A 14,867-nucleotide genomic window follows, 5' to 3' on the forward strand; every position below is an offset into this window, starting at 1 on the left:
CGCGCGTCTGCGGCATCGGGCCGTCGGCGGCCGACACCACCAGGATCGCGCCGTCCATCTGCGCAGCACCGGTGATCATGTTCTTGACATAGTCGGCGTGGCCGGGGCAGTCGACATGGGCATAGTGGCGGTTGGCGGTCTCGTATTCGACGTGGGCCGTCGAAATGGTGATGCCGCGCGCCTTCTCTTCCGGCGCCGCATCGATCTGGTCGTAGCGCTTGTATTCGCCAAAATACTTGGTGATCGCCGCCGTCAGCGACGTCTTGCCATGGTCGACGTGACCAATCGTGCCAATGTTCACATGAGGCTTAGTGCGCTCGAATTTACCTTTTGCCATGTGATCTCTCCATTCCTGCCAGCCCGTGCGGGCCTTGAATTAAGTTACTGATGCAACTCGTTTCGAGTTACGCGTATTTCTTCTGGACTTCCTGGGCGACCGCGGTCGGGACCGGCTCGTAGTGGTCGAACTGCATCGTGTAGGCCGCGCGGCCCTGGCTCATCGAGCGAAGGTTGTCCACGTATTTGAACATGTTGGCGAGCGGCACCATCGCGTTGATGACCACAGCCACGCCACGGGCTTCCTGGCCCTGGATCTGGCCGCGACGGCCGTTCAGGTCGCCGATAACGCTGCCGACGTAATCTTCCGGCGTCACCACTTCGACCTTCATGATCGGCTCGAGCAACTGCACGCCAAGCTTGGGCGCTGCTTCACGGAAGCAGGCGCGGCCGGCGATTTCGAAGGCCAGAACCGACGAGTCCACGTCGTGGTAGGCGCCATCGATCAGCGTCGCCTTGACGCCGATCATCGGGAAGCCGGCGAACGGGCCCGAGGTCATGACGCTGTTGATGCCCTTTTCGACACCGGGGATGTATTCCTTCGGCACAGCGCCGCCGACGATCTTGGTTTCGAACTCGAATTCGCTGCTTTCCGGATTCGGCTCGAACAGGATCTTGACGCGGGCGAACTGGCCGGTACCGCCGGTCTGCTTCTTGTGCGTGTAGTCCTGCTCGTGCTTGCGGGTGATCGTCTCGCGGTAGGCCACCTGCGGCGCGCCGACATTGGCCTCGACCTTGAACTCGCGGCGCATGCGGTCGACGATGATGTCGAGGTGAAGCTCGCCCATGCCGGAAATGATCGTCTGGCCCGATTCCTCGTCGGTCTTGACGCGGAAGGACGGATCCTCGGCGGCCAGGCGGTGAAGGGCGAGACCCATCTTTTCCTGGTCGTTCTTGGTCTTCGGCTCGATGGCGATCTGGATGACCGGATCGGGGAATTCCATGCGCTCGAGGATGACCGGATGCAGCGGATCACTGAGCGTGTCGCCGGTGGTGGTGTCCTTGAGACCAGCGAGGGCGACGATGTCGCCGGCAAACGCCTCTTCGACGTCGGCGCGCGAATTCGCATGCATCTGCAACATGCGGCCGATGCGCTCTTTCTTGCCCTTCACGGTGTTGTCGACCGAGATGCCCTTGGTGAGCTTGCCCGAATAGATGCGGGCAAAGGTGAGCGAACCGACGAACGGGTCGTTCATGATCTTGAAGGCAAGCATCGACAGCGGCTCGTTGTCGTCGGCATGACGCTCGATCTCGGCGTCGGTCTTGGCGTCGACGCCCTTGATGGCCGGGACATCGGCCGGCGACGGCAGATATTCGACGACGGCGTCGAGCAGCGGCTGCACGCCCTTGTTCTTGAAGGCCGAGCCGCAGAACATCGGATAGAACTTCACCGCGATCGTGCCCTTGCGGATGAGCGCACGGATCTCGTCGTTGCTCGGCATCTTGCCTTCGAGGTAATTCTCGAGCGCCGTTTCGTCCATTTCGACGGCGGCCTCGATCATCTTCTCGCGGTACTCTTCGGCACGAGCCTTGAGGTCGGCAGGGATCTCGACGATGTCCCAGGCAGCGCCCAGCGTCTCGTCGCGCCAGACCAGCGCGTTCATCTCGACGAGGTCGACGACACCCTTGAACTCGGTCTCGGCGCCGATCGGCAGCTGCATGACGACGGCATGCGCACCGAGGCGCGATCCGATCATCTCGACCGAGCGGTAGAAGTCGGCGCCGATCTTGTCCATCTTGTTGCAGAAGATCATGCGCGGCACGCGGTACTTGTCGGCCTGGCGCCAGACGGTTTCCGTCTGCGGCTCGACACCGGCATTGGCGTCGAGCAGCGCGATGGCGCCGTCAAGCACGCGCAGCGAACGCTCGACCTCAATGGTGAAGTCGACGTGGCCGGGGGTGTCGATGATGTTGAAGCGGTGCATCTTGCCGTCGCGACCCTTCCAGAAGGTCGTGGTCGCGGCGGACGTGATGGTAATGCCGCGCTCCTGCTCCTGCTCCATCCAATCCATGGTGGCAGCGCCGTCGTGGACTTCCCCGATCTTGTGCGACTTGCCCGTGTAATAGAGGACGCGCTCGGTGGTCGTCGTCTTGCCGGCGTCGATATGCGCCATGATACCGAAATTGCGGTAGTCTTCGATTTTATATTCGCGGGCCATGGGAGGTGCCTCTTCAGTCTCGTTCGCGCTTTACCAGCGGTAGTGCGCGAAAGCGCGGTTGGCTTCTGCCATCTTGTGGGTGTCTTCACGCTTCTTGACGGCGGTGCCGCGGTTGTTGGCCGCATCCATCAGCTCGCCGGAGAGGCGGTCGACCATAGTGGTCTCGTTGCGGTTGCGGGCGGCGGCGATCAGCCAGCGGATGGCCAATGCCTGACGGCGCTCGGGGCGCACGTCGACCGGAACCTGGTAGGTGGCGCCGCCGACGCGGCGCGAACGCACTTCCACATGCGGCGCGACATTGTCGAGCGCCTGATGGAAGACGGTGACCGGCTCCTGCTTGGTCTTGGACTGAACCTGGTCGAGCGCGCCGTAGACGATGGTCTCGGCAACCGACTTCTTGCCGTCATACATGACGGCGTTCATGAACTTGGTGACGATCAGATCGCCGAACTTCGGGTCCGGATTGATCTCACGCTTTTCTGCACTGTGACGACGGGACATTTTTTCTCTGCCTCAATTCTACGCGGTGGCCTGGATCCCGGATCGTCGCTTGACGCCGCCCGGAACGACCTTGGCTACGCTTCGGTCACTTCGGACGCTTGGCGCCGTATTTCGAACGGCGCTGCTTGCGGTTCTTCACGCCTTGCGTGTCGAGCACGCCGCGGATGATGTGGTAACGGACGCCCGGAAGATCCTTGACGCGACCGCCGCGGATCATCACCACCGAGTGCTCCTGAAGGTTGTGGCCTTCGCCGGGGATGTAACCGATCACCTCAAAACCATTGGTCAGGCGGATCTTGGCCACCTTGCGCAGCGCCGAGTTCGGCTTCTTCGGCGTCGTGGTGTAGACGCGCGTGCAGACGCCCCGCTTCTGCGGGTTCTGCTGCATGGCCGGGACCTTGTTGCGCTTCACCGGCGCAATGCGCGGCTTGCGGATCAGCTGGTTGACGGTAGGCATTAAACCCTCTTGTCTCTCAATTCCGTGTCTCGCCCGGTCAGGGCCGCTCAAAGCGTCATTTCCATACGCAAATTCGGGCCACAAACCGCGCCTCGCGGTCTTGCCCGAACAAATGGCAGAGGAAGCGGAAGCCGCTTCATGCACGCCGGAAATGTCTTTTCGCTCGTAAAACGAACCCTGTTTGAGGCAAACTCCAAAGCGTGTCGCTTCGGAAGCAAGAGCCTCACATCGGTTCTGACTGGGCGGCTTCTACTCGTATGACCACTGTCCGTCAACCCCGGAGCGGCAAATATTGCGCTGAACCCGAGGCGTGGCAGCCATGCGAAAAGCGCATGTAATTTTCTTGCGCCGTTTTTCAAGAGGAAGCCAGAAAGTGACCGGCTTGCGGCTGTTTCCAGGCCGTGCTTCGTGCGAAAAGGCGGCATGAGCAGCCCAAACCCCCTCGCCCGGAGGTACGAACCCGTGAATGACAATGAGGAGCGCCCGGTCACCATTATTACCGGCCGGGTGTGGAAGCGCAAAGGCGGCAAGCCGGAAGGCGTGCATGTGATGCTGGTCGCGCCGGACGACGATTCGGCGGTGCGCCGCGCTCTCGAATCGCTTGCCGCCGAAGGTTATGCCGAGGCCGAGCTCGATCAGATCGGCGACATGGACGGCGTGCCGGACGAGGAGCCGCATCTGTCCGCCTATCAGGGCGCGCTCGAAGGCGAAGTGTCGATCGTGACGTTCGATGTGCCGATCTGAAGAGATCTGAATCGCGGTCGATCTCACGGGCCGGCGACAAAGCCCGGCGACTTGCCCGGCACAAGTTCTCTGCTAAGAAGCGACCTCTGGCAAAACCAAGCACACTCAACCTGCGGAGCTCCCATGTCCTCTAATCCCATCAAGCTCGGCATCGTCGGCGTGGGGAAGATCGTCCGTGACCAGCATCTGCCGGCGCTGGCGAAGGACCAGGATTATCGCCTGGTTGCTGCAGCGAGCCGGCATGGCAAAGTGGAGGACATCCCGAACTTCCCGACGATCGAGGCGATGCTCGACGCAACGCCAGAGCTCAAGGCGGTGTCGCTGTGCATGCCGCCGCAGTTTCGTTACGACGCCGCGCGCTTGGCGCTCACGGCGAAAAAGCATGTCTTCCTGGAAAAGCCGCCCGGCGCCACGGTCAGCGAGGTCGAAGACCTGAAGACGCTGGCGACAGCGAACGGCGTCTGCCTGTTCGCCAGCTGGCACTCGCGCTATGCGCCAGCTGTCGAAGCTGCGCGCGCATTCCTTGGATCGACAACTATCAGGTCGGCCGCTATCAACTGGAAGGAAGACGTGCGCCGCTGGCATCCGAACCAGGAGTGGATCTGGGCTCCCGGCGGTTTTGGCGTCTTCGATCCCGGCATCAACGGGCTGTCGATCGCTACCCACATCCTGCCGCCGATGTTTATCAGCTCGGCAGAACTCGATTTCCCCGAAAACCGCGCGGCCCCGATCGCCGCCCATATCGCTTTCCGCACTTCGAACGGTCTGCCGGTGACGATGGAACTCGACTGGCGTCAGACCGGCCCGCAAAGCTGGGACATCCTGGCCGATACCGAGGCCGGATCGATGGTGCTTTCTGGCGGCGGCTCAAAGCTCGCCATCGATGGCCGCGTCGTTCACGAGGAGCCGGAAGCCGAATATCCGATGCTCTACAAGCGCTTCGCCGAGATCGTGCGCGCCGGCACCTCCGACGTCGATCTCGCGCCCCTGCAGCACGTCGCCGACGCCTTCATGCTGGGCAAGCGCAATGTGGTGGAAGCTTTTTTCGATTGACGAGTGGGCGCCGGCCGGATCGCAGGTCTGGTCGGCGCACCGCACAAAATCAATTGACGATCGCTATTGCAAAGCCGTCATAGCCCTTGGCGCCAACAGTCTGGATCGCGGTGCCTTCCAGACGCTTGTCGCTGCCGATGAACGAGAACGCCGCGCGTGCCCCTTCGACATTGGCGTCGCGACCATCTTCATTCACCACCGCGCCGTCACGGATGACATTGTCGCAGACGATGACGGTCCCCGGCCTCGAAAGACGCATGGCCCAGGACAGATAGTGCGGGTTGTTCGGCTTGTCGGCGTCGATGAAGATAAAGTCGAACGGCCCGGCATTCTCGGCGCCTAAGGCCGCAAGCGATTGAAGCGCCGGTCCGACCCGCAGTTCCACACGGTCAGACACCCCTGCCCGTTCAAAGTTCGACCGCGCGACACTGGCGTGGTGCGGATCAAGCTCGAGCGTCACGACCTTGCCGTCCATCGGCAATGCTCGCGCCATCCAGATTGTTGAGTAGCCGCCCAATGTGCCGATTTCGAGTACCTTCTTTGCTCCCTGCATTCGCGCAAGAAGTGAGAGCAGCTTGCCTTGTGCCGGGGAAACGTCGATAGGCGGCAGGCCCTGATCATGGTTGGCCGCCAGAACGGCATCAAGAGCGGGATCCGCCTCGAAAAGAGCTTCGACAATGTAGTCGTCGACAGAAGCCCAAATCTTCCTGCTCATCGTTTCTTCTCCGATCCGATTGAGGAACCAAAAATGCGAAAAGGGGCCACTTAGGCCCCTTTTCTATCTTCTCTTGCTTGCGCGCTTACTGCGCCGCGTTAACCATGTCGGTCAGCATCGGCTCGGCGACCTCGACGCCGGACGCCTTGCGGCGCTCGTCGATGATCAACTCGTCGCGCGAGGTGGCGATGCGCCGGATCTGGCTCATCGTACCGCCGGTACCGGCCGGGATCAGCCGGCCGACGATGACGTTTTCCTTCAGCCCCTGCAGCATGTCGGTCTTGCCCGCAACCGCAGCTTCGGTCAGCACCCTCGTCGTCTCCTGGAAGGAGGCGGCGGAGATGAAGGACGGCGTCTGCAGCGAGGCCTTGGTGATGCCAAGCAGCACCGGCTGGCCTTCGGCCGGCTTCTTGCCTTCCTCGACCAGGCGCTCATTGACCTCTTCCAACTCGATCACGTCGACGTGGTCGCCCGGAATGTAGGTCGAATCGCCCTGCGTGGTGATCTCGACCTTCTGCAGCATCTGGCGAACGATCACCTCGATGTGCTTGTCGTTGATCGACACGCCCTGCAGTCGGTAGACCTCCTGGATTTCGTTGACGAGGTAGGAGGCAAGCGCCTCCACGCCCTTGATCGCCAGGATGTCGTGCGGCGCCGGATTACCGTCGAGGATGTAGTCGCCCTTCTCGATGACGTCGCCGTCCTGGAGATGGAACGGCTTGCCCTTCGGGATCAGGTATTCGACCGGCTCAAGCGTCGAGTCATGCGGCTCGATGATGATGCGGCGCTTGTTCTTGTAGTCGCGGCCGAAGCGGATCGTGCCATCGATCTCAGCGATGATGGCGTGATCCTTCGGACGGCGTGCCTCGAACAGTTCGGCCACACGCGGCAGACCGCCGGTGATGTCCTTGGTCTTGGCGCTTTCCATCGGGATACGCGCCAGCACGTCGCCGGGGCGAACCTGTGCGCCCGGCTCGACCGAAAGAATGGCCTCGACCGAGAGCAGGAAGCGGGCGTCGCCGCCCTTCGACAGCTTGCCGACCTTGCCCTTGGCATCCTGGACGACGATCGCCGGCTTGAGGTCGTTGCCGCGTGGCGTCGAACGCCAGTCGATGACCTCGCGTTTGGTGATGCCGGTCGATTCGTCGGCGGTTTCCTGAACGGAAATGCCATCGACCAGATCCTCGAACGCTACCCTGCCCTCGATTTCGGTGAGGACCGGGCGGGTATAGGGATCCCACTCGGCAATGCGCTGGCCGCGCTTCACCTTGTCGCCATCGTCGACGAAGATACGCGAACCGTAGGTGACGCGGTGCGTGGCGCGTTCCTTGCCGGCCTCGTCGAGGATCAGCACCGCCATGTTGCGGCCCATGACCATCAGCTGGCCGTCGGAGTTGCGCACCACGTTGCGGTTGCGGATCTCGACCTTGCCCTCATAGGAGGCTTCAAGGAACGAGGAATCCACCACCTGCGCCGTGCCGCCCATGTGGAAGGTACGCATGGTGAGCTGGGTGCCCGGCTCGCCGATCGACTGCGCCGCGATGACGCCGACAGCTTCGCCCTGGTTGACGGGAGTGCCGCGGGCCAGATCGCGTCCGTAGCAGACCGCGCAGACGCCGACCCTGACCTCGCAGGTCAGCGCCGAACGGATGCGAACCGACTGCACGCCGGCCTTTTCGATCAGTTCCACGTCACGCTCGTCCATCAGCGTTCCGGCCTTGACCAGAACCTCGCCGGTGACCGGGTGGGTGATGTCGTCGAGCGAGGTGCGGCCGAGAACGCGCTGACCAACCGAAGCGACGACCTGACCGGCATCGACGATCGGCTGCATGGTGAGGCCCTTGTCGGTGCCGCAGTCGAGCGAATTGACGATGCAGTCCTGCGCCACGTCGACAAGACGACGCGTCAGGTAACCCGAGTTCGCCGTCTTCAAGGCGGTGTCGGCCAGCCCCTTGCGGGCGCCGTGGGTCGAGTTGAAGTACTCGAGCACGGTGAGGCCTTCCTTGAAGTTCGAGATGATCGGCGTCTCGATGATTTCACCGCTAGGCTTGGCCATCAGGCCGCGCATGCCGGCGAGCTGGCGCATCTGGGTGGGCGAGCCGCGCGCACCGGAGTGCGACATCATGTAGATCGAGTTCATCGGCTTCTGACGGCCGTTGTCCTCGAACTCGACCGCCTTGATGCGGGCCATCATTTCGTCGGCGACCTTTTCCGAGCACTTGGCCCAGGCGTCGACGACCTTGTTGTACTTCTCGCCCTGGGTGATCAGGCCGTCATTGTACTGCTGCTCGTATTCCTTGGCCAAAGCCTCGGTGTCGGAGACCAGCTTGATCTTGGCGTCCGGGATCAGCATGTCGTCCTTGCCGAACGAAATGCCGGCACGGCAGGCGTGGCTGAAGCCGAGAGCCATGATGCGATCGCAGAAAATGACCGTCTCCTTCTGACCGCAATGGCGGTAGACGGTGTCGATCATCTTGGAGATGTTCTTCTTGGTCATCTCCTGGTTGGCGGTCTCGTAGGGCACGTTGTGATTCTTCGGCAGCAGCTCGCCGATGATCATGCGGCCAGGCGTGGTGTCGTAGATCTTCGACACGACCTTGCCGTCGGCGTCGACCGTGCGGAAGCGCCCCTTGATCTTGGCATGCAGCGTCACCGCCTTGGTCTCGAGCGCGTGCTGGAGTTCGCCCATGTCGGCAAACACCATGCCCTCGCCCGGCTCGTTCTGGTTAACGATCGAGAGATAGTAGAGACCGAGAACCATGTCCTGCGACGGCACGATGATCGGCGCACCGGAAGCCGGGTGCAGGATGTTGTTGGTCGACATCATCAGCACGCGGGCTTCGAGCTGCGCTTCCAGCGACAGCGGCACGTGGACCGCCATCTGGTCGCCGTCGAAGTCGGCGTTGAAGGCCGTGCAGACCAGCGGGTGAAGCTGGATCGCCTTGCCTTCGATCAGGATCGGCTCGAACGCCTGGATACCGAGGCGGTGCAGCGTCGGTGCGCGGTTCAAAAGCACCGGATGCTCGCGGATGACCTCGTCGAGGATATCCCAGACCTCCGGACGCTCCTTCTCGACCAGCTTCTTCGCCTGCTTGACGGTCGAGGAGTAACCCTTGGCGTCGAGACGGGCGTAGATGAAGGGCTTGAACAGCTCGAGCGCCATCTTCTTCGGCAGGCCGCACTGGTGCAGCTTGAGCTCCGGACCGGTGACGATGACCGAGCGGCCGGAATAGTCGACGCGCTTGCCGAGCAGGTTCTGGCGGAACCGGCCCTGCTTGCCCTTCAGCATGTCGGACAGCGACTTCAGCGGACGCTTGTTGGCGCCGGTGATGACGCGGCCACGGCGGCCATTGTCGAACAGCGCATCGACGGCTTCCTGCAGCATGCGCTTTTCATTGCGCACGATGATGCCGGGCGCGCGCAGCTCGATCAGCCGCTTCAAGCGGTTGTTGCGGTTGATGACGCGGCGATAGAGGTCGTTCAGATCCGACGTGGCGAAACGGCCACCGTCCAGCGGGACAAGCGGACGCAGGTCCGGCGGGATCACCGGAACCACCTTCATGATCATCCATTCCGGACGGTTGCCGGACTCCATGAAGTTCTCGACGACCTTGAGCCGCTTCAGGTACTTCTTATGCTTGATCTCGGAGGTGGTCGAAGCCAGTTCCGAGCGCAGATCGCCGGCGATCTTCTCGAGGTCCATGCCGGCCAGCAGGTCGTGGATCGCCTCGGCGCCGATCATGGCGGTGAACGAATCCTCGCCATACTCGTCGACGGCCATCATGTACTCTTCCTCGCTGAGCAGCTGGTGCTCCTTCAGCGCGGTGAGGCCGGGTTCGGTAACGATGTAGTTCTCGAAGTAGAGGACCCGCTCGATGTCCTTCAGCGTCATGTCGAGCAGCGTGCCGATGCGCGACGGCAGCGACTTCAGGAACCAGATGTGGGCGACCGGTGCCGCCAGCTCGATATGGCCCATGCGCTCGCGGCGGACGCGCGACAGCGTCACTTCGACGCCGCACTTCTCGCAGATGACGCCCTTGTATTTCATGCGCTTGTACTTGCCGCACAGGCACTCATAGTCCTTGATCGGGCCAAAAATGCGCGCGCAGAACAGGCCGTCACGCTCCGGCTTGAAGGTGCGGTAGTTGATGGTCTCCGGCTTCTTGATCTCGCCGAACGACCAGGACAGAATCTTCTCAGGGCTGGCAAGCGAGATCCGGATGGAATCGAACACCTGCGCAGGCGCCTGGGGATTGAAGAGATTCATGACCTCTTGGTTCATGCCGTTCTCCTTTTCGGGGTCCTCGAAAACCCCTTGCATCTAGCGCGGGCCAAACGCCCGCCGACTTGATCGGCCATCGGCCGAGAATTTGGTGCGTCCGGTCGCGGGAAGACCGCGGCCGGACGTCTTGCTTACTCGGCCGCGTCGGGCAGCCGGATCGGGTTGTCGTCGAGCTTGGTGTTCTCCAGCTCGACATTGAGGCCGAGAGACCGCATTTCCTTGACGAGAACGTTGAAGCTCTCGGGAATGCCGGCCTCGAATGTGTCGTCGCCTCTGACGATCGCCTCGTAGACCTTGGTGCGGCCGGCGACGTCATCCGACTTCACCGTCAGCATCTCCTGCAGCGTGTAGGCGGCGCCGTATGCTTCGAGCGCCCAGACCTCCATCTCGCCGAAGCGCTGGCCACCGAACTGCGCCTTGCCGCCCAGCGGCTGCTGGGTAACGAGCGAGTACGGCCCGATCGAACGCGCGTGGATCTTGTCGTCCACAAGGTGGTGAAGCTTGAGCATATATATATAGCCCATCGTCACTTTGCGATCGAACGGCTCGCCGGTGCGCCCGTCATAGAGCTGCGACTGACCGCTGGTGTGCAGGCCCGCCTGCTCCAGCATGATGTTGATGTCGGCCTCGTGCGCGCCGTCGAACACCGGTGTCGCGATGGAGACGCCGCGGCGCATCTGCTCGCTGAGGCGAACGATGCTCTCGTCGTCATATTCGCGGACCGGCTCGTTGCGGTCGTTGGAAGGCATGAAGCTCTCGAGCGTCTTGCGCAGCGGCTTGATGTCGCCCGCCGTCTTGTACGCGTCGATCAGATCGCCGATCTTCCTGCCCATTCCGGCGCAAGCCCAGCCCAGATGCGTTTCCAGGATCTGGCCGACATTCATGCGGCTCGGCACACCCAGCGGGTTGAGCACGATGTCGGCATGCGTGCCGTCCTCGAGGAAAGGCATATCCTCGACCGGAACGATCCGCGACACGACACCCTTGTTGCCGTGCCGGCCGGCCATCTTGTCGCCGGGCTGCATCTTGCGCTTCACGGCCACGAAGACCTTGACCATCTTCATGACGCCCGGAGGCATTTCGTCGCCGCGCTGCACCTTCTCGACCTTGTCCATGAAGCGCTGCTCGAGCGCCTTCTTGGAATCGTCGTACTGGCCACGCAGGGCTTCCAGTTCGCTCTGGAGCTTTTCGTTCTCCACGGCAAACTGCCACCACTGCGAACGCGGATACTCGTCGAGCGTGTCCTTCGACAGCTTCGAGCCCTTCTTGAAGCCCTTCGGCCCGGCAATCGCTTCCTTGCCGACGAGAACGTCGGAAAGACGCGAATAGACGTTGCGGTCGAGGATCGCCTGCTCGTCGTCGCGGTCCTTGGCGAGGCGTTCGATCTCCTCGCGCTCGATCGCCATGGCGCGCTCGTCCTTCTCGACGCCGTGGCGGTTGAAGACACGCACTTCGACGACGGTGCCGAAGGTTCCCGGAGGCATGCGCATCGAGGTGTCGCGCACGTCCGAGGCCTTTTCACCGAAGATGGCGCGCAGCAGCTTTTCTTCCGGCGTCATCGGGCTTTCGCCCTTCGGCGTGATCTTGCCGACCAGGATGTCGCCCGGCTGCACTTCCGCACCGATGTAGACGATGCCGGCCTCATCGAGGTTCTTCAGCGCTTCTTCCGAGACGTTGGGAATGTCGCGCGTGATCTCCTCCGGCCCCAGCTTGGTGTCGCGGGCCATGACTTCGAACTCCTCGATGTGGATCGAGGTGAAGACGTCGTCGGCGACGATGCGCTCGGACAGGAGGATGGAATCCTCGTAGTTGTAGCCGTTCCACGGCATGAACGCGACCAGCACGTTACGGCCGAGGGCCAGATCGCCGAGCTCGGTCGACGGGCCGTCGGCGATGATGTCGCCCTTGTTGACCCGGTCGCCCATGCGCACCAGCGGACGCTGGTTGATGCAGGTGTTCTGGTTCGAACGCTGGAACTTCATCAGCCGGTAGATGTCGACGCCGGACTTGCCGGGATCGAGATCTTCCGTGGCGCGGATGACGATACGCGTCGCGTCCACCTGGTCGACGATGCCGCCGCGGCGGGCGCCGATGGCGGCGCCCGAGTCACGGGCGACGATCGGCTCCATGCCGGTGCCGACGAACGGCGCTTCGGCGCGCACCAGCGGCACGGCCTGACGCTGCATGTTCGAGCCCATCAGCGCACGGTTGGCGTCATCGTTCTCGAGGAACGGGATCAGGGCCGCGGCCACCGACACCATCTGCTTCGGCGACACATCCATCAGATCAACGTTTTCGCGCGGCGCCATCATCACTTCGCCGGCGTTGCGGCAAATGACGAATTCGTCGACGAAATGACCATTCTTGTCGAGCTCGGCATTGGCCTGCGCGACGTGGTGCTTGGCCTCTTCCATAGCCGAGAGGTAAACGACCTCATTGGTCAGCTTGCCGTTGACGATCTTGCGGTACGGGCTCTCGATGAAGCCGTATTTGTTGACGCGCGCGAAGGTCGCAAGCGAGTTGATCAGGCCGATGTTCGGGCCTTCCGGCGTCTCGATCGGGCAGATGCGGCCGTAATGCGTCGGGTGCACGTCGCGCACTTCGAAACCGGCACGCTCGCGGGTCAGACCGCCCGGTCCAAGCGCCGAAAGACGGCGCTTGTGGGTGATCTCCGAAAGCGGGTTGGTCTGATCCATAAACTGCGACAGCTGCGAGGAACCGAAGAACTCGCGCACGGCGGCAGCCGCCGGCTTGGCGTTGATCAGGTCCTGCGGCATCACCGTGTCGATCTCGATCGAGGACATGCGTTCCTTGATCGCGCGCTCCATGCGCAGCAGGCCGACGCGGTACTGGTTCTCCATCAGCTCGCCGACCGAGCGCACACGGCGGTTGCCGAGATTGTCGATGTCGTCGATCTCGCCCTTGCCGTCGCGCAGTTCGACCAGCGTCTTGACCACGGCCAGGATGTCGTCCTTGCGCAGCACGCGCACGGTATCCTCGGCCTTGAGCTCGAGGCGCATGTTCATCTTGACGCGGCCGACGGCCGACAGATCGTAGCGCTCGCTGTCGAAGAACAGCGAGTTGAACATGGCTTCAGCGGTTTCCAGCGTCGGCGGCTCGCCGGGGCGCATGACGCGGTAGATGTCGAACAGCGCGTCCTGGCGGCTCTCGTTCTTGTCGACGTTGAGCGTGTTGCGGATGTAGGCGCCGACGTTGACGTGGTCGATGTCGAGGACCTTGATCTCATCGTCACCGGTGCCAAGCAGCACTTTCAGCGTCTTTTCGTCGATCTCGTCACCGGCTTCGAGGAATATCTCGCCGGTCCCGTAGTTGACAATATCCTCGGCAAGGTAGTTGCCGAGCAGATCCTCGTCGGTCGCCTTGATCGCCTTGAGACCCTTTTCGCCAAGCGCCCTGGCCTGGCGGGCGGTGATCTTCTTGCCGGCCTCGACGACGACTTCGCCGGTGTCGGCGTCGACCAGGTCACCAACGGCCTTGAGGCCGCGGAAACGCTCGACGTTGAACGGGATGCGCCAATGGTCGCCGGCGCGCTTGTAGGTGATCTTGTTGTAGAAGGTCGACAGGATCTCTTCGCCGTCCATGCCGAGCGCCATCAGCAGCGACGTCACCGGAATCTTGCGGCGGCGGTCGATGCGGGCGTGCACGACGTCCTTGCTATCGAACTCGATGTCGAGCCACGAGCCGCGATAGGGAATGACGCGCGCGGCAAACAGAAGCTTGCCGGACGAGTGCGACTTGCCCTTGTCATGGTCGAAGAAGACGCCCGGCGAACGGTGCATCTGCGAGACGATGACGCGCTCGGTACCATTGACGATGAAGGTGCCGTTCAAGGTCATGAGCGGCATGTCGCCCATGTAGACGTCCTGCTCCTTGATGTCCTTGATCGACTTCGCGCCGGTATCCTCGTCGATATCGAACACGATGAGGCGCAGCGTCACCTTGAGCGGCGCCGCATAGGTCAGGTCGCGCTGACGGCATTCGTCAACGTCGAATTTCGGTCCCTCGAACTCGTACTTCACGAATTCCAGCATCGAGGAGCCGGAAAAATCGGAAATCGGGAAGACCGACTTGAAAACTGCCTGCAGTCCCTCGTCAGGACGCCCACCCTTGGGCTCCTCCACCATCAGGAACTGGTCATAGGATGCCTTCTGAACCTCGATCAGGTTCGGCATCTCCGCAACTTCCGGGATCTTTCCGAAAAACTTGCGTACGCGTCTGCGGCCATTGAAAGTCTGGGTCTGGGCCATCGTCGCTCCTTAGCTCAATTCTCGGGACGAGCCTCGCCGCGGCTCGCCTTGCATCTCGGGCCACCTCGGCGGCCCTGTCTTGTTGCCCGCCGCCTGTCGGCGGCTTCTTGTCTTTTCACCCACCACCAATTTGGCGGCGGGCCAGAAACGGGAGAAAACCCGTTTCCTGAAGGCCGGTTTGCGGCCCTCAGGAAAGAGGTTTTCGCACTCTTCGCGTTACGCAGCCTCCCTTCGACGCGAAAGGAGTGGCGGGGGGGGCGGCCCCCGGCGGCGGGGCTGGACCCGGTATTTAAGTTGGCCGGTGGGCCGGCGGGGTGGGGGGGGGGCGTGGACATTTGGGCGGGGGGCGGGG

The 14,867-nt window shown here is 62.4% G+C and carries 9 protein-coding genes; 2 read left to right on the forward strand and 7 right to left on the reverse strand.

What is annotated here, in order from left to right; translation table 11 throughout:
- From NKI58_RS34695 to rpsL, 4 genes are all read right to left on the reverse strand, one after another.
- A partial coding sequence (locus NKI58_RS34695; RefSeq protein WP_352826182.1) for a GTP-binding protein occupies nt 1-337 on the reverse strand: 337 nt, incomplete at its 3' end.
- Nucleotides 338-404: 67 nt separating this feature from the next.
- Entirely contained in the window at nt 405-2,495 is a 2,091-nt protein-coding gene (gene fusA / locus NKI58_RS34700) for an elongation factor G (protein WP_023680448.1), read from the reverse strand.
- Between the two features lie 30 nt (nt 2,496-2,525).
- On the reverse strand, nt 2,526-2,996 hold the full coding sequence (gene rpsG, locus NKI58_RS34705) for a 30S ribosomal protein S7 (protein WP_008875664.1): 471 nt from the start codon (nt 2,994-2,996) through the stop codon (nt 2,526-2,528).
- A gap of 85 nt (nt 2,997-3,081) precedes the next feature.
- Complete coding sequence (gene rpsL, locus NKI58_RS34710) at nt 3,082-3,453, reverse strand: 30S ribosomal protein S12 (protein WP_006333356.1); 372 nt, start codon at nt 3,451-3,453, stop codon at nt 3,082-3,084.
- A gap of 462 nt (nt 3,454-3,915) precedes the next feature.
- Here rpsL and NKI58_RS34715 point away from each other — a divergent pair, with 462 nt between their 5' ends.
- Both NKI58_RS34715 and NKI58_RS34720 read left to right on the forward strand, forming a co-directional pair.
- Nucleotides 3,916-4,197 carry a transcriptional regulator gene (locus tag NKI58_RS34715; protein WP_023680447.1) on the forward strand — a complete coding sequence of 94 codons (282 nt, stop codon included), beginning with the start codon at nt 3,916-3,918 and terminating at the stop codon, nt 4,195-4,197.
- A 123-nt stretch (nt 4,198-4,320) separates the two neighbouring features.
- A complete protein-coding gene (locus tag NKI58_RS34720; RefSeq protein ID WP_023680446.1) occupies nt 4,321-5,250 on the forward strand; it encodes a Gfo/Idh/MocA family protein in 930 nt (309 codons plus the stop codon).
- Nucleotides 5,251-5,299: 49 nt separating this feature from the next.
- Here NKI58_RS34720 and NKI58_RS34725 read toward each other — a convergent pair whose 3' ends face one another.
- From NKI58_RS34725 to rpoB, 3 genes are all read right to left on the reverse strand, one after another.
- Nucleotides 5,300-5,965 (reverse strand): O-methyltransferase, encoded by a 666-nt coding sequence (locus NKI58_RS34725; protein WP_023680445.1) that lies wholly within the window; start codon nt 5,963-5,965, stop codon nt 5,300-5,302.
- Between the two features lie 85 nt (nt 5,966-6,050).
- Nucleotides 6,051-10,247 carry a DNA-directed RNA polymerase subunit beta' gene (gene rpoC / locus NKI58_RS34730; RefSeq protein WP_352854459.1) on the reverse strand — a complete coding sequence of 1,399 codons (4,197 nt, stop codon included), beginning with the start codon at nt 10,245-10,247 and terminating at the stop codon, nt 6,051-6,053.
- A gap of 131 nt (nt 10,248-10,378) precedes the next feature.
- Complete coding sequence (rpoB, locus tag NKI58_RS34735; protein ID WP_352457481.1) at nt 10,379-14,515, reverse strand: DNA-directed RNA polymerase subunit beta; 4,137 nt, start codon at nt 14,513-14,515, stop codon at nt 10,379-10,381.
- Nucleotides 14,516-14,867: the final 352 nt, after the last annotated feature.

Origin of the sequence: Mesorhizobium sp. M0522 (assembly GCF_040321085.1) — a bacterium.
Taxonomy (GTDB): Bacteria; Pseudomonadota; Alphaproteobacteria; order Rhizobiales; family Rhizobiaceae; genus Mesorhizobium.

Coding starts and splice junctions, on each gene's coding strand:
- fusA (WP_023680448.1), bottom strand. CDS start 2,495: ATGGCCCGCGAATATAAAATCGAAGACTACCGCAATTTCGGTATCATG.
- rpsG (WP_008875664.1), bottom strand. CDS start 2,996: ATGTCCCGTCGTCACAGTGCAGAAAAGCGTGAGATCAATCCGGACCCG.
- rpsL (WP_006333356.1), bottom strand. CDS start 3,453: ATGCCTACCGTCAACCAGCTGATCCGCAAGCCGCGCATTGCGCCGGTG.
- NKI58_RS34720 (WP_023680446.1), top strand. CDS start 4,321: ATGTCCTCTAATCCCATCAAGCTCGGCATCGTCGGCGTGGGGAAGATC.
- NKI58_RS34725 (WP_023680445.1), bottom strand. CDS start 5,965: ATGAGCAGGAAGATTTGGGCTTCTGTCGACGACTACATTGTCGAAGCT.
- rpoC (WP_352854459.1), bottom strand. CDS start 10,247: ATGAACCAAGAGGTCATGAATCTCTTCAATCCCCAGGCGCCTGCGCAG.
- rpoB (WP_352457481.1), bottom strand. CDS start 14,515: ATGGCCCAGACCCAGACTTTCAATGGCCGCAGACGCGTACGCAAGTTT.